Source organism: Pseudomonas sp. B20(2017), assembly GCF_002113125.1.
GTDB lineage: Bacteria > Pseudomonadota > Gammaproteobacteria > Pseudomonadales > Pseudomonadaceae > Aquipseudomonas.
This window is the reverse complement of record NZ_NEJP01000010.1, coordinates 21,082-44,032: the sequence shown is the minus strand read 5'-3', so window position 1 is coordinate 44,032 and position 22,951 is coordinate 21,082. Positions and strand designations below refer to the sequence as shown.

The following is a 22,951-nucleotide window of genomic DNA, read 5'->3' as shown; positions in this document are numbered from 1 at the left end:
GAAGACCCACGATGCTTTTGCTGTTTGTCGCCCTCGCGGTTTTCGTGGCCTGGAGCTGGTTGAGTTACCCGGCGGTCGGCCACTGGCTCTACGATCTGAGCGCGGCCCTCGAGGCCAAGCTGTACCGGCTGCACAAGATTGAAGTGCCGATTGCCGAAATGACCGTGTCGACCTGGCAAGGCGGCCCTTATGAAGCGTCGAGCAGCATTTTGATGCTGCACGGCTACAGCGCCGAAAAGAACCTGTGGCTGCGCTTCGCCCGGCATTTTGTCGGCCAGTACCGGGTGATCATCCCGGACCTGGCCGGCCATGGCGAAACCGGCTTCAAGGCCGGCGGTGGCTACGACATCCCGGTGCAGGCCAAGCGCATGATCCAGTTGCTCGATGTTTGCGGCGTCGAGAAAGTCCACGTGATCGGCAACTCCATGGGCGGCTACATCGCCGCGTGGCTGGCGGCGACCTACCCGGATCGCATCGCTTCGGTGGCGCTGATCGACCCGGCCGGCGTCACTGCACCCGAAGCCAGCGACATGGAGCGCCACCTGGCCCGTGGGCACAATCCGTTCCTGATCAATTCCCGGGAAGAATTCCGACGCTTCTACGCCATGACCATGGCCTCGCCACCATGGGTGCCCGGTCTGGTGCTGGATGCCATTGCCCAGCGCTACGAACAATGCCGCGACGAACTGGAAGAGATTTTCCGGGACTTTCGCGCCAGCCCGCCGATGGAGCCGAAACTGCCGGACATCAAATGCCCGGCGCTGTTGCTCTGGGGCCGCAAGGACCGGTTGATCGACGTCAGCAGCGTGCCGGTGTGGAGCAAAGGCATCAGCAATTTGCGGGTCGATGTCTGGGACGGCGTCGGCCATATGCCGATGGTCGAACAGCCGTCGAACACGGCACGTCTGTATCGGGAATTTTTGGGAGAGAATTCGCGTCAGGACAGGTAAACGGTCAGTCGTTGGCAGAATGAGGTTCGTAGGATTCTTCGTTTGCCCGCATCGGCGAAGGCTGCGATCTTTTCCGACACCCTTTACGTGACCGTGCCAGGAATTTTTTTCATGACCGTGCAGCCTTTCGTCAGCCCCGACCTGATCCGCCAACGCTTCTCCAAAGCGATGTCCGACATGTACCGCGAAGAAGTGCCGCTGTACGGTGCATTGATGGAACTGGTGGAACAGACCAACCGCGACGTGCTGGCACGCGAGCCGCAAGTCGCCAAGCAACTGCAAATCACTGGCGAAATCGAACGGCTGGACATGGAGCGCCACGGCGCAATCCGCGTCGGCACCGCCGCTGAACTGGCCACCCTCGCCCGCCTGTTTGCAGTGATGGGCATGCAACCGGTGGGCTATTACGACCTGACCCCTGCCGGGGTTCCGGTGCATTCCACGGCGTTTCGCGCGGTGCATGAAGATGCGCTGCAGGTCAGCCCGTTCCGGGTGTTCACTTCATTGCTGCGACTGGAATTGATTGAGGCCCCTGAACTGCGAGCCTTTGCTGCATCGGTGCTGGATAAGCGTTCGATCTTTACGCCATCGGCGCTAAGACTGATCGAACAGGCCGAATCCGCTGGCGGGCTGAATGAATTCGAAGCCGGGGAATTTGTCCTGCAAGCGCTGGAGACATTTCGCTGGCACCACAGCGCCACCGTCACCGCCGCGCAATACCAGACCCTCAGCGCCCAGCATCGTCTGATCGCCGATGTCGTGGCCTTCAAGGGTCCGCACATCAACCACCTGACCCCGCGCACGCTGGACATCGACATCGTCCAGGCGCAGATGCCGCTGCATGGCATCACGCCCAAAGCGGTGATCGAAGGTCCGCCGCGCCGGCAGCATCCGATCCTGTTGCGTCAGACCAGTTTCAAGGCGCTGGACGAGCCGATCGCCTTTACCGACCAGACGCAAACCCGCGGCAGCCACAGCGCTCGTTTCGGCGAAATCGAACAACGTGGCGCGGCGCTGACTCCCAAGGGCCGTGCGCTGTACGACCGACTGCTGAATGCGGCGCGCGATGAGCTGGGCGATTTCCCCAATGAAGCCAACGCCTCGCGCTACAACGCATTGATGGCCCAGCACTTCAGCGAATTCCCTGACAGCCTCGAGGGCATGCGCGAGCAGGAACTGGCGTACTTTCGTTATTTCCTGACAGACAAAGGGCTGGCGGCGGATCATCCTGCTGATGTTTCGCTGCAAGGATTGTTGCGCGACGGCTATGTGAAAGCCGAGCCGCTGGTGTACGAAGATTTCCTGCCGGTCAGTGCGGCAGGGATTTTTCAGTCGAACCTGGGGGATGCGGCGCAGACACACTATGGCGAGCATTCCAACCGTCAGGCATTCGAACAGGCCTTGGGGCGTTCGACCATCGATGAGCTGGGGTTGTATGCCGAAACGCAACAGCGTTCGATTGAGGAATGCCTCACTGCAATTGCCCGCTCCGCGTGAAAAGCGGCGATTGGCCATACTGCGCAAGAAGTTGCGCACTTGTTTCGTAAAAATGCTCACCAATTCCGCTGGAGGCCATGTGTTTCAAGGCCTCCAGCCAAGTGCGCAAGAAGTTGCGCAGTACTGCGCAACTTCTTGCGCACTTCGAGCTACCTGGCTGATCAAAAAACGCTCAAACCCGCGAGCCAGAGCGGTGAAGCCCCCGGTTCCCGGGGACGTGGCAAAAGCTGGCACGCTCCTTGATAACAGTCAGGCACCCACCGGGCGATTTCGCCTCCCGGGCACCCTAAATTTATCCGCAAGGAGCACCTCCCATGGCAACACCAGCGTACATGTCGGTTACCGGCGAAAAACAAGGCCTGATCACTGCCGGCGCCTTCACCGCCGACTCCGTTGGCAACACCTACCAGGAAGGCCACGAAGACCAGGTCATGGTTCAGGCTTTCAGCCACGACGTGATCATCCCGCGTGACCCGCAATCCGGTCAGCCAACCGGTCAGCGCGTTCACAAGCCAGTGATCATCACCAAGGTCTACGACAAGGCTTCGCCACTGCTGCAAGCTGCTCTGACCTCCGGCGAGCGCATGAGCGAAATCGTTATCCAGTGGTACCGCACTTCGGCTCAAGGTACCCAAGAGCACTACTACACCACCAAACTGGAAGACGCGATCATCGTCGCCATCAACAACAAGATGCACAACTGCCAGGATCCATCGAACGCCCACTTCACCCACCTGGAAGAAGTGCAGTTCACCTACCGCAAAATCACCTGGACCCACGAAGTATCCGGTACTTCGGGTTCCGATGACTGGCGTGCTCCAGTCGTTTAATTACGGCTGATCGTTACAAGCATCGGCCAGCTCTGCTGGTCGATGTTGTTTACGCCCCTCCAGAATTTCGCGTGCGTCGATCGATAACGGCCGACGAACGCCGCTGTACAGCACGAGGAACAAGGGATGTTCGCGCCGGCCAATGAAACCCACTTTGCCCTGACCATCGAAGGTCTTTCCGCCGACTTTCAGGTGTTTACCCTGAGCGGCCGGGAAGCCATCAGCCAGCCTTTTGTGTTCGAGGTGGAGCTGGTCAGTGAGCAGCCGTCGCTGGACCTCGAAACCCTGCTGCACAAACCGGCCTTCCTGCAGCTGTCGCCCGACGGCAGCGGCATCCACGGACTGATCTACCGCGCCGCGCAAGGCGATTCCGGCAAGCGCCTGACGCGCTATTCCGTGACCCTGCGCCCGCAACTGGCGTACCTCGCACACCGAATCAACCAGCGGATCTTCCAGAACCTCAGCGTGCCGAAAATCATCGGCAAGGTCCTCGAAGAACACGGTATCCAGGGCAATGCCTACGCCTTCCAGACCGGCTCGATCTACCCCGATCGCATTTACTGCGTGCAATACGACGAATCGGACCTGCATTTCATCCAGCGCCTGTGCGAAGAAGAAGGCATTCACTACCACTTCCAGCACAGCGCCACGGGCCACAAACTGGTGTTCGGCGATGACCAGACGGTGTTCAAGAAACTGGCGCCGGTGGCCTATCAGCAGGACTCCGGCATGGTCGCCAACAACCCGGTGATCAAACGCTTCGACCTGCGCCTGGAAACCCGCACCAGCCGCACCACCCGCCGCGACTACGACTTCGAAAAACCGCGCCTGATGCTGGAAAGCGAAAACCGTGGCGACGCCCTGCCCGACCTAGAGGACTACGATTACCCGGGCCGTTTCGTCGACCGTGAGCGCGGCAAGCACCTGGCCAAACGCGCCCTCGAACGCCACCGCAGCGACTTCCAGCTCGCCGAAGGCAAGAGCGACCAGCCGCTGCTGGTCAGCGGTCATTTCCTCGCGCTGAAGGAACACCCGAAGGCCAAGTGGAATGACCTGTGGCTGCTCACCGAAGTCCTGCACGAGGGCAAGCAGCCGCAGGTGCTGGAAGAGTCGGTCACCAGCGACACCACCGCGCTGAAGGACGATTTCCACCAGGGCTACCGCAACCGCTTCCAGGCCACCCCGTGGGACGTGCCGAACCGCCCGCCCCTGCGCCACCCGAAACCGCGCATCCTCGGCAGCCAGAGCGCCGTGGTCACCGGCCCAAAAGGCGAAGAAATCCACTGCGACGAATACGGCCGCGTGAAAGTCCAGTTCCACTGGGATCGCGACGGCCAGGCCGACGACAAGACCAGCTGCTGGCTGCGCGTCTCCAGCGCCTGGGCCGGCGCCCAATACGGCGGCATCGCCATCCCGCGCATCGGCATGGAAGTGCTGGTTACCTTCCTCGAAGGCGACCCCGACCAGCCGCTGATCAGCGGCTGCCTGTACCACAAGGAAAATACCGTCCCGTACGCCCTGCCAGCGAACAAGACGCGCACCACCTTCAAGACCCTGAGCTCGATGGGCGGCGGTGGCTTCAACGAACTGCGCATCGAAGACAAGAAAGGCCAGGAACAGATCTTCCTGCACGCCCAGCGTGACTGGGACGAGAACATCGAACACGACCAGAAAATCCGCGTCGGCAACGAACGCCACGACGTCGTGGAAAAGAACAGCTACACGGAATTCAAGGCCGAGGAACACCACACCGTCTACGAAGACCGCAAAGTCGAAGCCCGCGCCAACGACCACCTGACCGTGGGCGTGAACCAGCACATCAAGATCGGCACCGGACAGTTCATCGACGCCGGCCAGGAAATCCACCTGAGCAGCGGCATGAAAGTCGTGCTGGAGGCCGGGGCGGAACTGACGCTGGTCGGCGGTGGCAGCTTCATCAAGATCGATGGCGGCGGCGTGACCATGAGCGGGCCGGCGATCAACATCAACTCCGGTGGTGGACCCGGGAGCGGCACGGGGGCTGCGCCGTTGATGCCGGGCGTGTTGAAGCAGGCGGATGCCGACAAGGCGGGCGCCGTACTGACGCCGGCGCAAATCAACACCCTCAAACGTAATGCGCCGTTCTGCGAAGAGTGCGAAAAATGCAAGGCAGGTGCCTGTGCCATCTAATCGAATGACACCCAAGGATTGGCTGGCGCAACAGCCGTTGCAGAATGACGAACGTCTGTATCTGGTCATCAGTGCCGCGAGCGATGCAGAGCCACTCAAGCCCTTTTATCAGCATGATACGGCTCCGCAACTTCTACCTATCTGGAGCGGAACACCGTACGCCGATTGGAAACCGGTGATGCCGTACCTCGCAGAAATCACCCCGGACGCTGAATTCTTGTCGTGGATTGCTGAAACTGACGCATTGGATTGGGGATGGCTCGCCGTGTCTACCTGCGATCCAGACCTGGTAATGGAACATTTACGTAGCCTGACCCAAGTGCGTATGCCGGATGCCACGGAAGTATTTTTTCGATTTTGGGATGGTCGGCATATCTACCCGATCATTGAGGCGCTTGGTCCCGCCACCGGAGAAGTTTTACCGGTATTCGAGCGATATCTGATCAATGGCAAAAGCGTTGAAGTGGGCCGAAGAGTAGTGCAGCCTGCAAAAGAGTGGCCTTGGTGGGAAGTGCCTCAAACGCTCTTGGATCTCCTCGCAAAAAAGGATCACACCACCGTCGTTGAGAACCTGATGCAGTGGCTATCAGAGGATTGTCCAGAGCTTTACTTCGAACTCCCTGAAGCCAACCTGCGCAAAAAGGTCGAACGCTTCGTACGCCAAAACCCCAATACAGAAGAAATGGCAGAGCGTCTTGCTGCTGAGCTGACAAAGGAAGTCACGTCATGAATACCCCGATTGGTACATTGGTCCTGCGTGTGCTGGACGCCAAAACACCTGACGTGAGCCTGATTCTCAAAGACTTCAAAAACTGCCTGAGCGATTACAAGGATTGGGCTGACGGTTTCTGGACGGGCTGGGCGCTGGATGTCGACCAGACCTTCAAGGTCGGCAACGAAGTCAGTGTCACTAAACGCAAGACCAAAACCGGCGCCGTGGAAACCTATGCGACCTGCCCACTGGTGGGTGATTTCACGCTGATCCATATGTTTGAGTCAGCGCGATTCGTCCCTATTGGCAATACTCCGGTAAAACTTGAGCCAGTGACCAAAGGCACCTTCTACGACGACGTTACCGGACCGGTCATCGAAACCATGATCGGCCCAAGCGGTATCAAGGTGGTTGAAGGCTGCAAGAAGGGGCAGACCTATCGCATCACGTTCTTTCCCAATGTCTCGCAGACCGACGTCAAAGCGCTCTATGACTCCTATCAAGGCGTTATCGGCAAGCTTGATGGGTGGCTGCAAAGCGAATGGTCGAGCAAGTTTCAGCCGCAATGGGCGAGCTACTCGGCGGCAGATCGCGCCGGGCGCTCGGTCATTTTGCTCAAGCGGGCACTGGATGGTTTTGAGAAAGCTCTGCTTCGTTTGTGGGACGACATCAAAAGCCTGTTCGAGCTGCTCGCTAATCCGCAAAAAAACTACGCAAAACTCAAAAAGTATCTGTCGGACATCGAAATCGACAAGCTCTATGCCGCGTCAAAAGAGTCCATCGCTTCAGGGTTGCTGATCCTCAGCGACGAGCCGCTGATGTTCATCTATGTCTCGGCGATTGTGGCATGGGTCGGCATGCTTCCGCCGCAGGTCATCGTCGACGTTATGACGGCGATTGCTTCGGAGTTTCTGATCAACGTACTGGTGGGTATCTGCCTGACGGGTGGTGCCGGACTGGCTGTAAGAGCAGGGACAAAAGTCCTGTCCACGGTCAAATCGGGTGAAGCGATCAAGTACCTGGATGATCTTGCTTCTACTCTGATGACACTCAGCAACAAACACGCCCTGCCGGCTCACGCGGAGGTGTCGAAACCAATCATCGCCAGCGCCAAGAATGTGCCGATGAAGCCTGCCAAAACGGCAGCATTGAAGATCGACGAAGCCGCCACTGAAGCGCCCAAGCCCAAACCCCAACCAAGCAAAGCCGCACCGAAAAGCCAGGTAGCGGAGCAACCAGCCAAAGCCCCGCTGCCGAAAACTTCAGACACACCGAAACAAGAGGTCAAGGACGCCTCCTCGTTTCCACGGGACAAAAAGCAGAAACAAACCTCGCTTGAGCCAAAGGAAAAGATCGACGACGCTCCTGATCAATCGAAGACACCTGACGACAAAAGCGCCACCTGCGCCAAGAAAACCTGCACCAATGGCTGCCCGGTTTCGATGGTGACGGGTGAAGAACTGTTGACTATTACCGACGGCGAACTCGGCGGTTTACTGCCCTTCACCTGGACGCGTCTCTATCGCACCAGTGCGGCGGAAATGGATTGCGGCCTTGGCTTTGGCTGGAGCCATGCCCTCGCCCAAAGGGTTGACATCAATGGCGATGAAGTCGTCTGGACCGACCACGAAAACCGTGTCACGACTTTTCCTATGCCGAGCGAGCGGCGTCCGGCAATCACCAACAGCCTTTCGGAAGCCGCGATCTTCATCGGCAACGACCCTTCCGAACTTATCCTCACACAGGCTGGTGAACGCAAGCAGTTCTATCACTTTCGCTTCAACAACAAAGGCGCGACGCTGATCGCCATCAGCGACAACTACGACAATCGCCTGCACATCACTCGTGACATCCACGGTCGAATCAAGCGCGTGGATAACGGGGCCGGTCGAGCACTTCTGGTTCGGTACGACCGCAAACACATTGTCGCCATCGACTATCAGCAATTCGTTCCGGCAGACAATCTGGAAGATGCATGGAGCACCGTCCAGACGCTGGTCACCTACACGTACGATGCTCAACAACGCCTGATCAAAGCCACGAACGCTGCCGGCGAGTCGGAGCGTTACGCCTACAACGAACAGAACGTCATTCTCGAGCGGCAACTCGCCGGTGGCGCCAGCTTCTACTGGGAATGGGAAAAGGAAGGCAAGTCAGCGCGCTGCATCCATCACTGGGCCAGCTTCTCGCAGATGGACGCGCACTATGCGTGGGATGACAAAGGTAGCGTCACGGTTACCAACGCCGATGGCAGCGAAGAGGTCTACACCCACGATGACAAGGCTCGACTCGTCGCCAAGGTCGATCCCGATGGTGCGGAACACCTCAAGGCTTACGACGATCAAGGCCGGTTGATCGCCGAAAAGGATCCACTGGGTGCGGTCACTGAATACCAATACAACGAGGCCGGTCGACTGGTCGCGGTCATCCCGCCGGACGACATGCCGACCTCCTACGAGTACTACCACGGATACGTCCGTGTGGTTAACCGTGGCCCGGCCAAATGGATTTACTGGCGCAACGACCAGGGCGATATCACCGAACAAATTGATCCAGATGGCAACTCGACGCACTACAGCTACGATCGCCAGGGACGCTTGCTGGAAATCAGACACCCTGATGGCAGCCGTCATCAACTGGGCTGGAATAACCTCGGCCAGTTGCTGGAGGAGCGCCTGCCCGACGGCGGTCAACGCAAGTATCGCTACGACGCGCTCGGTCGGCAGATCACACGTCAGGCTGAAACCGGTGCAATCACCCACTACCAGTGGGATGCTGCAAACCGTCTGGCACAGATCACCCTGCCCGGTGGTGCCGCGCGCGCGTTTACCTACAACCCGTACGGTCGCGTCACGGCTGAACGCGATGAACTGGGCCGCGTAACCCGTTACGAGTATGCCGATAACCTGCACCTGGTCAGCCGTCGTATCAACCCCGATGGCAGTCAACTGCGTTATCGCTATGACAACGCACGCCTGCTTCTCACCGACATCGAAAACGAACGCGGCGAACACTATCAGCTGGATTACTACTCGAACGGGCTGATCCAGCAGGAAACCGGTTTCGACGGACGCCGCACTGCCTACGAGTACGACCTCAACGGCAAGCTGCTGAAGAAAACCGAATTCGGCGACGACGGCAGCGAACTTGTCACCGAGTACCAGCGCGACGCCGCTGGCCGACTGCTGGTGAAGACCCTGCCCGATGGCGAGGAAATTCACTACAACTACGATGCACTTGGCCGTCTGGTCCACGTGGACGATGGTCATTGGCCGCTAGCTTATGAATATGATGTGCAAGATCGGCTGATCACCGAGCATCAGGGCTGGGGCACCACGCGTTACGAATACGACAGCGTCGGACAGCTCAATCACTGCCGCCTGCCGGATGGCAGCACACTCGATTATCGCCACCAACCTGGCGGGCATCTGAGCAGTATCGACCTCAACGGCACACGCCTGACTTCCCACCAGTTCAGCGCCGGTCGTGAACAGCAACGTCAGCAAGGTCTGCTGCTCAGCCAATATCAATACGATGAACAAGGTCGCCTGCAAGCGCACAGCGTCAGTCAACGCGACAAAAACCTGTTCCAGCGTCGCTACAACTACGACGCCAACGGTAACCTCGCCGGCATCGACGACAGCCGTAAAGGCAATCGCAGCTACCACTACGATCCGCTGGATCGACTGATTAACGTACGTGGCGCAACACCCGAAAGCTTCGCCCATGACCCGGCGGGTAACCTGCTCGGTCAGACCGACATGCCCGTTGCCAACCTGGCCAACGTCAAAGGCAACCGCCTGCTGATGCAGGGCGACCGCCACTACGACTACGACGCCTACGGCAACCTGATCCGCGAGCGGCGCGGCGCTAACCAGAAACTCGTCACTGAATACCGGTATGACTGCCAACATCGTCTGATCGGCGTAAGCCTGCCGGGAGGCAGTACGGCGTCGTACAAATACGATGCCTTCGGCCGCCGCATCGAAAAGACCGTCGACAGCCATACCACCGAATTCCTGTGGCAAGGCGAACGCCTGATCGCCGAAAGCGGTGAAAACCGCTATCGCACCTACATCTACGAACCCGGCAGCTTCCGCCCACTGGCGATGCTCGACGGCGAGGGGCCACGAAAGGCCACGCCGTTCTACTATCAACTCGACCACCTCGGCACACCACAGGAACTCACCGACTACAGCGGCGAGATCATGTGGTCAGCGAAATACCGTGCCTATGGCAACCTTGTCGCATTGGATGTCAGCGAAATCGATAACCCGCTGCGCTTTCAGGGTCAGTACTTCGACGCCGAGACGGGGTTACATTACAACCGGCACCGCTACTACAATCCGAACACGGCACGCTTCCTGACACCGGATCCGATCAAGCTTGCGGGTGGGTTGAACAACTACCAATACGTACCGAACCCTACGGGCTGGGTCGATCCACTGGGACTGAGTACGACCTGTCCTGGACCTGATTGCAAACTACCGACGAACTCAGCCAACGCCACCAAGCCTGACCATTTGCCGATGAGTCAGGAAAAATTCGATGAAATAATTGATATGAATAAGGCTGATCGGCCACCTAATCCTGGTGACTATCTTCCTGAGAACTACATTAATGCTCATCGAGAGCTCTTCGCAAAAGAGGGAGGATCCTTCGTGGTAATCGAAAGTTGGATCACCGGTTCCAGCTACCCAACCTTTCCTCAACGGAAGTTTGTGGGTCTATCTTCTGAGATGGAAGAAGTCGTTGCCAAATATCGAGCTGCAGGTAACGACTGGCGAGTTCTGAATAAAGAGCTGAACCTTGGTGCAAAGACTCTCGAAGGTGAAGGCATCTATATTGTTAAAATAAAGCCGGATGACCCTCGTTTTAAATATGAGATGCCTAATGGAAAGGAAAATGGCGCCTACCCTAACGAATGGGTTCCTGGTGGTGCAACGAAAAGCGGTACAAAAGAAGCCGCTCTGATCGGCTCTGAGAATGTCACCCACAACAGCGACATTGGAACGCTGTTGAAAAATTTCGACGATTGGGAAAAGCTTCAATGAAAACTACATTTGAAACTGCCTTAGACCAGCATGAAATTTCTGAATTCTTCAAAGGAGAAGGAATTTATTTTGCTAGAGGCTCCGATTGGGGTGACCACCTGTATGTCAGCAACTGGCAGGAAATGTGCAGCGTATTGAAAACTCAAAAAGCCGCGCAGAGTCTTTTGACAAAAATATTTGAAGATTATGCTAAATACTTGAAAGAAAACTACGAAGATGCGGCGGGCTTGCTTTCGAACATTACCGCATACTACGTTCTGAAGAATAAATTACACATTCTATCAATGGATGATTACGACCTTATTGCTAGCCTTGACGACAAGACAAAAAACAATATTGGCAAACTCTTCCGATACTTGAGAAAAGTGTATGACAAAAAAAACGAAAACTCATCCAAGTATTCTTTTGAGCAAGAAATTCAAAGACTGAAAAACAATGGCTGCAACACAGACATTGAGAATCTTTAGTCGATTCCCGGATCTAGATTTAGTAGCGAAAAAAATCCAAAGGGGACAAAAATCCAAAGGGGACAATCCAAAGGGGACAGATTTATTTTCTTCAGCGAAAAATAAATCTGTCCCCTATTCAATTCTGGGACGACACGCCTGTCTCCAATATTGAAACGCGAAAAGTTTATATGGCGAACCACAGCCCAACAGACCCACATGCTGCTATGCCTCATTTGCAGCTACATCCAAAAGATGGAAAAGTCATCCGAATTTATTGGCCGAATCCGTTCGAGGGGCAAAAATGACAGCGCAAAAATATATCCCACAAAGTGTATGGTATGGGCTTGACGGGACAGGCTACGACAACATTGCGCAAGAGCTAGAATCCGATGAACCATCATTAAGAAAATGGATTTCAGTTTATGCCATTTATAAGTACTCCTTCACCAACGACCCAAACCAATATTACGACTTCATCCACCATTCAAAAAGCTTCCGGTACGCGATTGTAATATTTACAATTCCTACCGAAACACTTGAAACAAGCGACGGCATAGATGACCGCGATATTACTATCGAAAAAATAGAAACCATGAACTCCGAGGATGAGATCAACGCTCTACTTGAAAAACTCGATATCAATCCAGAGCTTTTCACTACACCATGGCGCTGTGAATATCCGCTATAACCACCAAATCGAAAAAAGAAAAAGCAAAAAAATCCAAAGTGAAATCCAAAGGGGGCAGATTTATTATTTGAAGAAAATAAATCTGCCCCCTTTCCAACCTACTACCAGCTCGATCATCTGGGCACACCGCAGGAACTCACTGACTACAGTGGCGAAATCATGTGGTCCGCGAAGTACCGCGCCTACGGCAACCTTGCCGCGTTGGACGTCAGCGAAATCGACAATCCGTTGCGATTCCAGGGTCAGTATTTTGATGCCGAGACAGGGTTACATTACAACCGGCACCGCTACTACAATCCGGGTACTGGGCGTTTTTTGACACCGGATCCAATCAAGCTTGCGGGCGGGTTGAATAACCACCAAACTAAAGGGGACAGATTTATTTTTCGCTAAAGAAAATAAATCTGTCCCCTTTTCACCACAGATCGGATGGAAGTCTCCGTACGGATTAAAAACAGAGAAATAGAAATGTTAATAAAGGACATCAGTTGGATATCCAGAGATTCGGCCGAGGCGGAAGTTGAGATTAGCGACGGAAACTTTACCTGCGTTGCATTTTCTCAACCATGCAGCGCGAACATTGGAGAAACAATAAATGATCCATTGCATGTTTTTTCGTTGAAAGAAGCAATGATCTGCGAAAGCGAGTCGACAGTAGGGATCTGGAACACAGAAAAACCTGGACTATCTCGAAAAGTAATTGCCAGAGTAATAAATGCATCAGAGCATCTGGTGGCCGTGGGTGGAATCAAATTATTAATCGATGATTACTTACCTGGCGGCATAAATACTGGCGACCTAATCGAGTTCAAATGCGGCCGAATTGATCTCTGGTAAACAATCCAAAAGGGACCAATCCAAAAGTGGACCAAAAAGGGGACAGATTTATTTTTCGCTGAGAAAAATAAATCTATCCCCTTTTTCCAAATATTTATTCAGCACGGAGCCTTAATTGAAAATAATATCAGTCCCCCTTAACGCACTTGCAATGCAACGCCTAGATATGGACGAAGCTCAACCAGGTGATATAGCTGAACTAATATTGACGAATGATCAATACGCCGACCTCTCCAATTCTGGAGTGGTTGAAAAAATCAATAAAACTTTGGGAACGCTAATTGACGAATACGAAGATGAATCCATCAAGGGGCAGAAAAATCTAGGAATCACGCTTGCATTCTTTAGCGAGGCGTTTAACAGTAGCCATCTTGAAGTATTTAATGACATAGTAAAGCTAAACAAAATAGCAATTGAAAAAGAGACTGGAATATTTTTTTATTTTTAACCAACGTACCTAATAAAAATCAAGCGATGAAGATTTATTTTCAGCTTAATAACCCCCCCTTCTAGAACATTAAAACTAGAGGGCACAGATTTATTTTTTCGTTAAAGAAAATAAATCTTTCCCCTTTTCACTCTAAACCCTGGAAACAGAGGAAGAAATCAACTCTTTTCTTTATAAAAACAACATAAATCCAGAGCTATTTACGCCACCATGGACTTGCGAGTACCCGCTAGACTGAATTCAACAAAAGAAACCACAGAGGACGCACCAACATGAGATCCAAGCTTAAATACGAACTCCATCCCCTTCGAGTCCCAAGCGGATGGACTATTACAATCAACAACCTTTTCGAGGTTGATTTCACACCAGAGACTGTCGAGTGGTTTAGTAACTCAGTTTTACTGGGTGGTGTCCGACGAACTACTGGTCATTGCTTTGACTCAAGACTTGAGCCAGAGGGAGATCCTGACGGGGACTTTGTCATTGAATTCCTGACAATCAAGTACGACAACAAAGGAAAACCGATCAAAAACTCTGAGCTACCATTAGGGCAATACAGAACAAAAAGCAAACAAGACTTTATCAAACAGATTGAACGCTTCATGCTCGACGCTTGAAAATGCTTCCCTCCCAACCAAATGGAGCTGATCTATTTTTATTTTTTCTGTAAAACAAAAGGAAATTTCGATGAGTTACTTGGAAAAAGAAATCACATCAGCACTCGAAACAAATCATCTAAAAAACCAGAAACTCAAAAAGATGAATTAGAAAAAATAATTTCCGACGTAAAAACCCGCTTCTTTTACTCCAACACAAACACCCTTGACCCCCTCAATCTAAAATCCGTAACAAAACAACACGACCCAGACTTTTGGAAAAAAGTCGATCTTCTATACCCTTCTGAAAAACCAACATTAATCGTCCTCGACAACCAAATCCATGCTTGGACGCTTCAGTCATCATCTGATTTGAAAATATTGCTTTCAGAAACGACTGGCTTTCCATTCTGGATAACCAATACAGCCCTTAGCTTCTTAACTTATGTAGACGACCACGATTGCGTACATATAGCATCCCCTTCTTTCCCTCCCGCGATTAAAAAACCATGATCTTCAAATCAGAAAACAAAATTATTGACCCAACCTCTGTAACCTACCGCAGCCTTGGCTTCGGTGAACCTCTCTCCAACCATGCCAAAAAATATACTTTATCAATAAAAAATCACGAACTGCCCGAGCAATTCTACGAGCTAACAAATGCATTCATCACCGAATGCATACAAGACGATAACAAACAAGGCTACGCCGACATCCCCGAATTAAGAGATTGCAATTACCCGCCACTTTCAATCCTTATAAAAAGCCATCCAGGCGTAGCAGTAACCCTCATCAAGGACTATTTATTCTTTGAGCTGTTCTATTTGCTATTCCCATCAAAGGGAAAGCTAGAACTGGTAATAAACTCGATTTCCGGAGTTTATTATCTGGACGATACGTTTCACCTATACGGCGAAACGTATCCCTACCTAAACCCGTAATTGCGTTATTTCCGTCACAGACTCAAAACCCTAAGGCAAAAACACAACCTACTGCTGACTTTCAATGACTTGTTCCCCGACCTCATACTTGACCACCACCCGATTCCCATACAACCGCTCCCTCTCCACCAACGCCCCCACCTGCCCCTTCTCCCTCACCTCCCGCCAAATCTCATTCTCCCGGTACACCCGCTCCCCCTCCCGCACAAACCGATGCCCCACTTCAAACACGTGATACCGATAAGCCCGCTCCCGATCACACAACAATTCCCCCTCCAACTGCGTCTCCCCCACCTTCAACTTCAGCTGAAAGCTGCGATCCGTCGGGTTGTGTAGTACCAGGTCGATGTAGTTGTAGAAGATCGCCGCGCCGGAGCCGAATGGCAGGACGCGGCCGTCGTACGGGAAGGGGTCGAAGCTGTGGTTGGCGCGTTCGATGACGACCAGGGGTGAGTGAATGGCCATCCAGTGGATGAGGTTGCTTAGTTGGCAGATGCCGCCGCCGATGCCGGTGCGGGCTTCGCCGAATGAGAGTTCTATGCCTTCGACGTAGCCGCGTCGGCGGGTCGGGCGGCCGACGAGGCGGCAGAAGGAGAAATATTCGCCGGGGGCGATAGTGACGCCGTCGATGGCAACGACGGCGAGTTTGAGGTTGATGACTTTGTTGTGTTGCAGCGCGAGGTCGGAGTCGCCGAGTTTGCGGATCAGTTTTGAGGTGTGTTTGAGGTAGCGGTAAGGCAAGCGCTCGGACGTCGTGGCAGGCCGCGCGTAGCGTTTGCTCGAGCACTGCCAGGCGATGTGGCGGAACAGTCTTTTTTGCCGCACGCGCAGCCAGTAAAGGGCCGGGTGGTAGAGGGAAAGTGGTTTCGTCCTTGGCGAACGGCGCGGGCCGTTGTCTTCCTTGAACTTGAAAGGGCGGCGCATCTTACCGTGGAACCGCGCTGGGTCGCCAAGCGCCTCGCCAGTGTCGCAAGCCGTAACAAGTCACCCGGACCGAGCGCTCGAAAATTAAGTTTCAACTAAGGTTACGTCCCTACCATCCGGGCCACAAAGCAGCGGTTCTGTGGGCTGATTGCCGTCAGCAGAACCCTTCAACTTGAAGTGAGCCCGGACCATGAGTGCGATCGATTCCACCTCTAAACAACTGCCCGCCTTCAGTCTTGTATTGGTCAATTACAAGACGCCGGAAATAACCCGGATGTGCCTGGAGTTTCTCCAGCAATACGTCAAGGAGCATCAAATTCCGGTGTGGGTGGTGGACAACGATTCCGCCGATGAAAGCCTGATTTACTTGCGGTCTCTGGACTGGATCAACTTGATCGAGCGCCCTTCTCCCGGCAAGGAAGCGGGGCATATTGCTCATGGCAAGGCACTTGATCTGGCACTTGCGAAAGTTGAAACCAATTACCTGTTTTTGCTGCACACCGACACTTTCGTTTTTGACAGTACTGTCTTTTCGATGATGATGAATGAGTGCATGCAATCTTTGGATACAGCGGCGGTCGGTTGCGTCGAACAATTGGATCGCGGCGTCTTTAGAGACACCTGGCGTTTGTCTTCGCGTTATTTCAAACACCATTTCCGCCGGGCAAAACAGCATTTCGGGTTGCCCTCCAGAGATCCAAAACCCTACCGGGAAACTCACCTGAAAAGCTTCTGCACCTTGTGGAACGCTCGGTTGATCAAGACTCACGGGCTGCATTTTTCGATGGACGACCGGGTTCCGGGATACACGCTGCAGGATCGTTTAAGCAGCCTTGGCTACGGCATCAAATGCCTCTCGCCACGGAAGATCTTCCGCTACCTGGATCACATCCAGGCCGGCACCGTGGCCGCTATCGGTGGATACGGCACACAACACCGCCGCACCACCATGTATCAGGAAACGCTCAAGCGCCTTCAGTTGCAACAAGGCATGCGGCCTGCCAAATCGTAAGACAAATAAAAAGGGCGACTTCAAAGTCGCCCTTTTTGCATCTGAATTCTTTGGTATCCACTCCGAGGAGGTGTTCGCCCAGTGTTATGGCCTGGCAATCCATGCACCGGTAAAGAGCCCTGACACTGGGCGAACGGGAGGGATTTTAATGGAAGTTGGCGGATATGTCGTGCTAATTGAAGATGAAATTTATGTACTGAAAAGTTAAAGAAAATATTCGTCGATATTTCCCGACAAACTTTCTGACATCACCACCTCGAATACTTCATATGACTGTTCTCATACAATTACTTGTACAAGAACAGCCATTCTGTAGAGTCAATACTCAACTTTCATGCTGACTGGTCACTTTTAATACATCGGTGTAAGTGACAACGACGCTTTGCCCGACTTTCAAATCTTTCAGTTTGGCCTGAATCTCAGGCTTTTCGACGTTGAGGGTTTTCGACTGGCCCGAAGGGTTTTCCAGGGTGACCTGGTTTGTCGCCAAATCAATTTTGGTGATTTTCAGTTGCACCTGAACCTGGCGGAAAGCCTCGCCACCGGGGTTGCTGCTGCCCACGGCGTTGCGCAGCTCGCCAGTACGCTCGGTGGAGCCAGGCAGACCTTTATCCACGTCGGTGTCCAGATAAGCGGCCACAGAGCGGGTCACTTCGATCTGTACCAGATCGCCCACTTTCAAATTACCGAGGTTTTTCGCCTTGTCGCTGAGCTGAATGTGCACTTGGCGACCTTCCGCGCCTTCAAGGACCACCTGATGATTGACCGGGTCAACCGCCAGCACTTTGGTGGTGACACGGTCGGCCTCGACAGCGGCCGACAGCGGGATATCGGCGGCCGTCGCCGAAAGGCTGGCAGCAGAAAGGACGGTGGCAAGTGCTATGGCGTGCGTCAGTGCTTGGAGCTTCATAAGCGGTACATTCCCTGTGATGGATGGCAGCACCCATCGCCGACGTGGTCAGCGACGGACGTGCCAGTGAGCATAGACGCCCTTCAGGGTTTGTTCCGCGATCGTTGCGCAGTGTCCTGCGCGGTGGACTCGCCACTGGCGGTGCCTTTCCCGGAGTTCTGCCGCTGTTTGGGATCGGTGGGACGCAGTGCGTCGTTGTCGCGCTCGGTTTCACCCGGCGGACGAGGTTCGTCGGGGTGCTCGTTATCAGGGACAGTGTTCATTCCAGGTCTCCTCAGGCTTCGGGGTCGTCGAGTTCCCGCGCAACATTCACGGCGGGTGAGTCCTTGTGCAAGTCATCGGCCTTGGCTCTGAGAATCTGCCACTGCTCAAGATCGATGGCACCTTGGCCGAGCAAATCGTCAGCGATGCGCTGCAGATCGAAGTAATGGGCATCCGGGGATTGTTGCCAGTACGTCTGATCGTCAAACATCTGCTGCCAGGTCGTCAGGTCTGGAGATTTCAGTTCCTCGCTCATGGATCGGATCCTCGGCCATGTTCCTCGGTAGAGGGGGCATCCTGGAGAGAGTTCCAATCGATTCCTTCGCGGCACGGTGCGCGGAATCAGTACCCGGTCATTTCCAGATAGCCCTGCCCGTCCCGATTGCCGCTCAGGCGCACCGGCCCCTCCCAATACGGAATGCGCAGGTTCATCCAGGCGTCGGGGTTGATTGCATCGAGGGTGATCTGCAGGTTTTTTTGCGGAATGCCGATCGACCAGCGCACCGGCATTGAACGGCCGGCGACCTTCGCAGTGCCTTGCGGGGTCAGCTTGATCTGCTCGGCGTGCAGGGTTTCGGTCTGGCCATCGGCGGCAATCCACGTGCCGGTGAGGTACGGCGCCCCTTCCTTCTGACGCATGCGGTAGAGCATGACGTGCTCGCCACCGTCCAGATGCAGGGAAAACCAGTCCCATCCCGTCTGATTGGCGGTCAGCGGCTGGCTGCTCCACTCACGATCGAGCCACGCCGGACCGTTGACGGTGTAGGTCTGGCCGTCGATCTGCAGGGTGCCACTGGCCTGAAAAAACGGCTGACTGTAGTAATACGACGCCTGGCCCTGTTCGGATTTCTGGCTGAAACCCTTGTCACCCTGCAGCACCAGCGGGCGGCTGGAGGTCAGGCGCAACAGGTAGCTGAAGTTCTTGTCCCGGGCGCTGAGTTGCAGGTCGGCCAGCGGATCGCTCGCCTGACTGACGAAACGCCAGTCATCGATCCAAGCCTCGAACGGCGCCGCACGCACCCCGGCCTGCCCGACGCCGCCACGGGCATAACGCTCGGCGGCGTGGTGGACGCTGGCCGAGGTCACTGCCGCGTGCCCGAGCCAGATCGTCTGGTTGGCCCAGCCCGGCTGAGGCGGCAAGGCGTTCAGGGCGCTGCGGAATAACGTCCACTGCACGCCGAAATCGTTGCCCTGCGCATCCTTGAGATTGGCCGTCACGTACCACCATTCGATGCGAAAGCCGTCATGGGCGCCGTGATCCGCCGGGAAGCTGAACACCCGCCCCGGCACCACCGGCGTAAACGCCTGCGCCTGACTGCCCATTCCGGCGAAGCCTTTTTGCTCCGGCGCCTTGTCATCGCAGCCAACGAGCATCAACAGCAACACCATCCCGACGAATCTAATCCTCATGGCCAAACGTCCTCAACAGATCCGCCGGTTGCGTGCGGTACAGCGAATACAGCGGCCACGCCGAAGCCAGCAACGTCGCCAGCAGCGCCAGCCCCATCAGTTGCAGCAACTGCAATGGAAACACCCGCAGCGGCAGACGCCAGCCAAAGGCCTGCACGTTGATCACCGCGTCCAGACACCACGCCAGGCCGATGCCCAACGGCAAGGCCAGCACCAGCGTCAGCAGCGCCAGAAGCCACGTCTGCCCGAGGTTGAGCAGCATCAATTGCCGCCGCGTCACGCCCAACGCCCACAACGGTGCGAGCTGGCCGAGACGGCTCTGGCTCTGGGTCAGCAGGCTGATGAACAGCGCCACACCGGCGACCGCCAGGGTCAGACTGTTGAGCGCGGCTGTCGCGGCGAAGGTGCGTTCAAACACCTGAACCGACCAGCCCTTGAGCCGCGCCTGATCGACGATGCGGCTGTCATCAAGCTGAAAGCGGGCCTGCAAGGCCGTGAGCAGCGCAGGGATGTTCGGCGGGTCGATACGCAGGTTGAAGCGGTTCGGCGTCAGCTGCGGCCAGCCGCGCAGCAGGTGATTGCTGTTGACCAGCACATGGCCCTTGGGATTACCGTAGTCCGCGTAGATGCCGACGATGCGCGGCGACCATGGCAGCCCCGGTGTGGGAATCGTCAGGTGATCGCCCGGCCGGACCTTGAGTCGGCGGGCGAGTTGTTCGCTGAGCATCACCGCATCGTCGCTCGCCAGCGCCGCCCACGGATCGTCGCCCCGCGCTTCGAGCAACGGCCAGTGCTGGCGATAATGCGGATGATCGATGATCCCGAACACGTCCGCCGGCCAGCCTTGCAGCGTCACCGAAACCTGCCAGTTAGGCATGATCGCCTTTACGCTGGGTTGCTGTTTGAGCCAGGTGTACAGCTCTCGCGCCTGCGCCGGGTTGCTCGGGTTCAGATAAAGCTCGGCGGTGAGCCGTTGTTCGAGCCAGTCGTTGAAAGTCTGGCGGAAACCGGCGGTCATGCTGCCGGCGCCGATGTTCGCCGCCATCGCCAGCAGCAGCGCCATCAACGCCAGGCTCAGCGCCGGCAATTGCTGGCGGCAATCGGCGAGAAACCACTGCCCGAGCACCGAGCGGCTGCGCCCGAGCAAACCGTTGAGCAGCGCGCTGAGCAACACCGGCAACGCCAGCGCGGCGCCGAGCAACAGCCCCGCCATCAACACGAAACCGCTGGCCAGGCTGTTGCCCCACACCAGCGCAGCCAACGCAATCGCCGCACACACGCCGGCCACCCAACCCTGACGCCGCAACCAGCGCGCATGTTGCTGATGCCAGGCCTGTGGATCCGCCACCGCCAGCAGCGGCAGACGCGCCGCCCGCAGCAAACTGTTGGCCCCGGCCAGCAACGCGCCGAGCAGGCTCAAGCCGATGCCGCTGAACCACCACCACGGACTCAGTCGCAACTGCCCCGCCACTTCCGCGCCGTACAGACCGCGCAGGCTGGTGGCGACGTCCGGCAACAGCACGCTCGCCAGCCAGTAACCGCTGACCACGCCGAACAACCCGCCGATCAACGCCAACGCGCCGAGCTCGACGATCAGGCAAGCGATCAACATCCGTGCGCTGACCCCGCAGGCCCTCAAGGTGCGCAGTAATCCCCGGCGCTGCTCCAGCGCCAGACCGATAGCCGCGTGGACAATGAACAAGCCGACAATGAACGAGAGAAACCCGAGCGCATCAAGGTTGAGGTGGAAGCTTTCCGTCAGTCGCGCCAGGTTGTTTTCCTCGCCACTGCTCTTGAGCTGCAACTGGCCCCTGAACGCGGCCGGGACGTCGGCGTGAAAATCCTTCGGCAACAGCAGACGTGACAGTTGATCGGGCTGTTCGAGCACGCGCTGAGCGACGCCAATGTCCACCAGCAGCACGCCGGGGGCCATGTCGGTTTGTGCCCGCAGCGGCGGCAACGTCTGGCCGGTTTCGGTGGCCGGGGTCGCGCCCTCGGCAAGGTTCAGCGCTCGCAAGGTCTCGGGCGAAATCCAGGTGCTGCCCGGCGGGGTGAAGAATTCGACGACGCGCTCAATCGGCATCGCCTGCCCGGCCACCGCGCTGTCACCGGGCAAGGACACCGGTTCGATGCCCATCAACTGCAGGCGCTGGTTTTCGTGATTTTTAAGAATCAACCGACCTTGCAGCACCGGCGACACCGGCCAGCCCAGACGTCGCAGGTCAACGAACCATTGTTGCGGGAACGTCGCGCCGTTCGGCGTGCTGAGGCTGGCCTGGGGCTCGCCGCCGATCATTTGGCTGGCCCGCGCGTAACTGTCCCGCGCCTGACTGTTGAGCGCTTCGACCCCGGTCAACAGACTGGTGGCCAGCCACAGCCCGGTCAGCACGCTGAAAAACTGCACCGGGTGGCGCCGCCAGTGACTGAGCAGCGCGATCAGCGCGTGGCGGAAAACCTTCACGTCAATCGACCGCTGGACAACACCACCCGCTCCGCCAGCCGCGCCGCCACGCGCTGACTGTGGGTGACCATCAGCAGGGTGGTCGGCGTGTCGTCGAGCAATTCCAGCAACAGTCGCAGGACTTCGTCGCTGGTGGCTTCGTCGAGGCTGCCGGTGGGCTCGTCGGCCAGCAGCAATTTCGGTTGCGCCGCCAGCGCCCGAGCGAGCGCAACCCGCTGTTGCTGGCCGCCGGAAAGTTGTTCGGGATAGCGCTTGAGCAATTCGCCCAGCCCCAGACGCTGCACCAGATGATGTTGCCAGCGCGGGTCATGCCGCCCGGCGAGTCGCGCCTGAAACGCCAGGTTGTCTTCGATGCGCAGGCTGCCGATCAGGTTGTACTGCTGGAACACCAGACCGATTTCGGTGCGCCGCCAGTTGGCCAGTTGCGCCTCGTTCATCCGGTCCAGCCGATGTTCGCCGCTGCTGATTGCGCCGCTGTCGACCTTGTCGAGCCCGGCGATCAGGTGCAGCAGCGTGCTCTTGCCGCTGCCCGACTCGCCCATCAGCGCCAGGCTGCTGCCAGGCTTGAGCGTCAAGTCGATGCCTTGCAGCACCGGCAACGGGCCTTGCGGGGTGAGGTAGCTTTTGAAGACGTTTTGAACCTGGAGCATGCCGCCATCCGATCGATCCGTGTCGGCCAAGGATAGCGGATACAAGGAATGGATCTGAACTCTGCTGTGTTTGATCCACCCTCATCGCGAGCAGGCTCGCTCCCACAGGGAACTGCATTCCAAATGCGGGAGCGAGCCTGCTCGCGATGAGG

At 56.1% G+C, this 22,951-nt stretch carries 21 protein-coding genes and 1 pseudogene; 15 read left to right on the top strand and 7 right to left on the bottom strand.

The genetic code is table 11. The features are described 5' to 3' along the window. Positions 1–11 precede the first annotated feature (11 nt). The 14 genes and pseudogenes from CAF63_RS15915 (at position 12) to CAF63_RS15860 (ending at position 15,171) form a co-directional block, all read left to right on the top strand. Positions 12–950 (top strand): alpha/beta fold hydrolase, encoded by a 939-nt coding sequence (locus CAF63_RS15915; protein ID WP_085686262.1) that lies wholly within the window; start codon positions 12–14, stop codon positions 948–950. Positions 951–1,061: 111 nt separating this feature from the next. Continuing rightward, a complete protein-coding gene (locus CAF63_RS15910) occupies positions 1,062–2,447 on the top strand; it encodes a VOC family protein (RefSeq protein ID WP_085686260.1) in 1,386 nt (461 codons plus the stop codon). Between the two features lie 314 nt (positions 2,448–2,761). Next, positions 2,762–3,277 (top strand): Hcp family type VI secretion system effector, encoded by a 516-nt coding sequence (locus CAF63_RS15905; RefSeq protein ID WP_039767797.1) that lies wholly within the window; start codon positions 2,762–2,764, stop codon positions 3,275–3,277. A gap of 126 nt (positions 3,278–3,403) precedes the next feature. After that, a complete protein-coding gene (tssI, locus tag CAF63_RS15900; protein ID WP_085686258.1) occupies positions 3,404–5,446 on the top strand; it encodes a type VI secretion system tip protein TssI/VgrG in 2,043 nt (680 codons plus the stop codon). Continuing rightward, positions 5,436–6,176, top strand: a complete 741-nt coding sequence (locus CAF63_RS15895) for a DUF4123 domain-containing protein (protein WP_085686256.1) — start codon at positions 5,436–5,438, stop codon at positions 6,174–6,176. The genes tssI and CAF63_RS15895 overlap by 11 nt, the downstream gene beginning before the upstream one ends. Next, a complete protein-coding gene (locus CAF63_RS15890; protein WP_085686254.1) occupies positions 6,173–11,212 on the top strand; it encodes an RHS repeat-associated core domain-containing protein in 5,040 nt (1,679 codons plus the stop codon). Before CAF63_RS15895 ends, CAF63_RS15890 begins: the two co-directional genes overlap by 4 nt. Then, on the top strand, positions 11,209–11,679 hold the full coding sequence (locus tag CAF63_RS15885) for a hypothetical protein (protein ID WP_085686252.1): 471 nt from the start codon (positions 11,209–11,211) through the stop codon (positions 11,677–11,679). Before CAF63_RS15890 ends, CAF63_RS15885 begins: the two co-directional genes overlap by 4 nt. Before the next feature lie 283 nt (positions 11,680–11,962). Next, positions 11,963–12,349 carry a hypothetical protein gene (locus CAF63_RS15880; RefSeq protein ID WP_085686250.1) on the top strand — a complete coding sequence of 129 codons (387 nt, stop codon included), beginning with the start codon at positions 11,963–11,965 and terminating at the stop codon, positions 12,347–12,349. Positions 12,350–12,427: 78 nt separating this feature from the next. Beyond that, positions 12,428–12,712 (top strand): annotated as a pseudogene (locus CAF63_RS15875) (RHS repeat-associated core domain-containing protein); the annotation flags it as partial. Positions 12,713–12,778: 66 nt separating this feature from the next. Next, complete coding sequence (locus tag CAF63_RS28450) at positions 12,779–13,186, top strand: hypothetical protein (protein ID WP_143492460.1); 408 nt, start codon at positions 12,779–12,781, stop codon at positions 13,184–13,186. A gap of 151 nt (positions 13,187–13,337) precedes the next feature. Beyond that, a complete protein-coding gene (locus tag CAF63_RS15870) occupies positions 13,338–13,634 on the top strand; it encodes a hypothetical protein (protein WP_085686248.1) in 297 nt (98 codons plus the stop codon). 272 nt (positions 13,635–13,906) lie between these two features. Further along, positions 13,907–14,251, top strand: a complete 345-nt coding sequence (locus CAF63_RS15865) for a hypothetical protein (protein ID WP_085686246.1) — start codon at positions 13,907–13,909, stop codon at positions 14,249–14,251. Between the two features lie 21 nt (positions 14,252–14,272). Beyond that, the gene (locus CAF63_RS28445) at positions 14,273–14,743 is read left to right on the top strand and encodes a hypothetical protein (RefSeq protein WP_143492459.1); all 471 of its coding nucleotides are present in this window, start codon (positions 14,273–14,275) and stop codon (positions 14,741–14,743) included. Then, on the top strand, positions 14,740–15,171 hold the full coding sequence (locus CAF63_RS15860) for a hypothetical protein (protein ID WP_085686244.1): 432 nt from the start codon (positions 14,740–14,742) through the stop codon (positions 15,169–15,171). The genes CAF63_RS28445 and CAF63_RS15860 overlap by 4 nt, the downstream gene beginning before the upstream one ends. Before the next feature lie 48 nt (positions 15,172–15,219). Here CAF63_RS15860 and CAF63_RS15855 read toward each other — a convergent pair whose 3' ends face one another. After that, complete coding sequence (locus CAF63_RS15855; RefSeq protein ID WP_085686242.1) at positions 15,220–16,095, bottom strand: VanW family protein; 876 nt, start codon at positions 16,093–16,095, stop codon at positions 15,220–15,222. Between the two features lie 190 nt (positions 16,096–16,285). Between CAF63_RS15855 and CAF63_RS15850 the strand changes: the two genes are divergently transcribed. Then, complete coding sequence (locus tag CAF63_RS15850; RefSeq protein WP_085686240.1) at positions 16,286–17,107, top strand: glycosyltransferase family 2 protein; 822 nt, start codon at positions 16,286–16,288, stop codon at positions 17,105–17,107. A gap of 325 nt (positions 17,108–17,432) precedes the next feature. On the opposite strand, the gene CAF63_RS15845 is transcribed toward CAF63_RS15850, so the two are convergent. The 6 genes from CAF63_RS15845 to CAF63_RS15820 all read right to left on the bottom strand — a co-directional run bounded on the left by CAF63_RS15845 (position 17,433) and on the right by CAF63_RS15820 (position 22,799). Further along, positions 17,433–18,017: a hypothetical protein gene (locus CAF63_RS15845; protein ID WP_085686238.1), complete on the bottom strand. Its 585-nt coding sequence runs from the start codon at positions 18,015–18,017 to the stop codon at positions 17,433–17,435. 83 nt (positions 18,018–18,100) lie between these two features. Continuing rightward, the gene (locus CAF63_RS15840) at positions 18,101–18,280 is read right to left on the bottom strand and encodes a hypothetical protein (protein WP_085686236.1); all 180 of its coding nucleotides are present in this window, start codon (positions 18,278–18,280) and stop codon (positions 18,101–18,103) included. Between the two features lie 11 nt (positions 18,281–18,291). Further along, positions 18,292–18,534 carry a hypothetical protein gene (locus CAF63_RS15835; protein ID WP_007956199.1) on the bottom strand — a complete coding sequence of 81 codons (243 nt, stop codon included), beginning with the start codon at positions 18,532–18,534 and terminating at the stop codon, positions 18,292–18,294. Positions 18,535–18,620: 86 nt separating this feature from the next. Then, the gene (locus CAF63_RS15830; RefSeq protein WP_085686234.1) at positions 18,621–19,688 is read right to left on the bottom strand and encodes a lipocalin-like domain-containing protein; all 1,068 of its coding nucleotides are present in this window, start codon (positions 19,686–19,688) and stop codon (positions 18,621–18,623) included. After that, positions 19,678–22,149 (bottom strand): FtsX-like permease family protein, encoded by a 2,472-nt coding sequence (locus tag CAF63_RS15825; RefSeq protein ID WP_085686232.1) that lies wholly within the window; start codon positions 22,147–22,149, stop codon positions 19,678–19,680. The genes CAF63_RS15830 and CAF63_RS15825 overlap by 11 nt, the downstream gene beginning before the upstream one ends. Next, positions 22,146–22,799, bottom strand: coding sequence for an ABC transporter ATP-binding protein (locus CAF63_RS15820; RefSeq protein ID WP_085686230.1), 654 nt, complete (start codon positions 22,797–22,799; stop codon positions 22,146–22,148). The genes CAF63_RS15825 and CAF63_RS15820 overlap by 4 nt, the downstream gene beginning before the upstream one ends. Positions 22,800–22,951 lie beyond the last annotated feature (152 nt).

What these genes read in the sequence shown, in the direction of transcription:
- CAF63_RS15910 (WP_085686260.1), top strand. Translation starts at nt 1,062, where the DNA reads ATGACCGTGCAGCCTTTCGTCAGCCCCGACCTGATCCGCCAACGCTTC.
- CAF63_RS15915 (WP_085686262.1), top strand. Translation starts at nt 12, where the DNA reads ATGCTTTTGCTGTTTGTCGCCCTCGCGGTTTTCGTGGCCTGGAGCTGG.
- CAF63_RS15835 (WP_007956199.1), bottom strand. Translation starts at nt 18,534, where the DNA reads ATGAGCGAGGAACTGAAATCTCCAGACCTGACGACCTGGCAGCAGATG.
- CAF63_RS15885 (WP_085686252.1), top strand. Translation starts at nt 11,209, where the DNA reads ATGAAAACTACATTTGAAACTGCCTTAGACCAGCATGAAATTTCTGAA.
- CAF63_RS15865 (WP_085686246.1), top strand. Translation starts at nt 13,907, where the DNA reads ATGAGATCCAAGCTTAAATACGAACTCCATCCCCTTCGAGTCCCAAGC.
- CAF63_RS15820 (WP_085686230.1), bottom strand. Translation starts at nt 22,799, where the DNA reads ATGCTCCAGGTTCAAAACGTCTTCAAAAGCTACCTCACCCCGCAAGGC.
- CAF63_RS15840 (WP_085686236.1), bottom strand. Translation starts at nt 18,280, where the DNA reads ATGAACACTGTCCCTGATAACGAGCACCCCGACGAACCTCGTCCGCCG.
- CAF63_RS15905 (WP_039767797.1), top strand. Translation starts at nt 2,762, where the DNA reads ATGGCAACACCAGCGTACATGTCGGTTACCGGCGAAAAACAAGGCCTG.
- CAF63_RS15830 (WP_085686234.1), bottom strand. Translation starts at nt 19,688, where the DNA reads ATGAGGATTAGATTCGTCGGGATGGTGTTGCTGTTGATGCTCGTTGGC.
- CAF63_RS28450 (WP_143492460.1), top strand. Translation starts at nt 12,779, where the DNA reads ATGGAAGTCTCCGTACGGATTAAAAACAGAGAAATAGAAATGTTAATA.
- CAF63_RS15890 (WP_085686254.1), top strand. Translation starts at nt 6,173, where the DNA reads ATGAATACCCCGATTGGTACATTGGTCCTGCGTGTGCTGGACGCCAAA.
- CAF63_RS15855 (WP_085686242.1), bottom strand. Translation starts at nt 16,095, where the DNA reads ATGCGCCGCCCTTTCAAGTTCAAGGAAGACAACGGCCCGCGCCGTTCG.
- CAF63_RS15870 (WP_085686248.1), top strand. Translation starts at nt 13,338, where the DNA reads ATGCAACGCCTAGATATGGACGAAGCTCAACCAGGTGATATAGCTGAA.
- CAF63_RS15845 (WP_085686238.1), bottom strand. Translation starts at nt 18,017, where the DNA reads ATGAAGCTCCAAGCACTGACGCACGCCATAGCACTTGCCACCGTCCTT.
- tssI (WP_085686258.1), top strand. Translation starts at nt 3,404, where the DNA reads ATGTTCGCGCCGGCCAATGAAACCCACTTTGCCCTGACCATCGAAGGT.
- CAF63_RS28445 (WP_143492459.1), top strand. Translation starts at nt 14,273, where the DNA reads ATGGAGCTGATCTATTTTTATTTTTTCTGTAAAACAAAAGGAAATTTC.
- CAF63_RS15880 (WP_085686250.1), top strand. Translation starts at nt 11,963, where the DNA reads ATGACAGCGCAAAAATATATCCCACAAAGTGTATGGTATGGGCTTGAC.
- CAF63_RS15860 (WP_085686244.1), top strand. Translation starts at nt 14,740, where the DNA reads ATGATCTTCAAATCAGAAAACAAAATTATTGACCCAACCTCTGTAACC.
- CAF63_RS15850 (WP_085686240.1), top strand. Translation starts at nt 16,286, where the DNA reads ATGAGTGCGATCGATTCCACCTCTAAACAACTGCCCGCCTTCAGTCTT.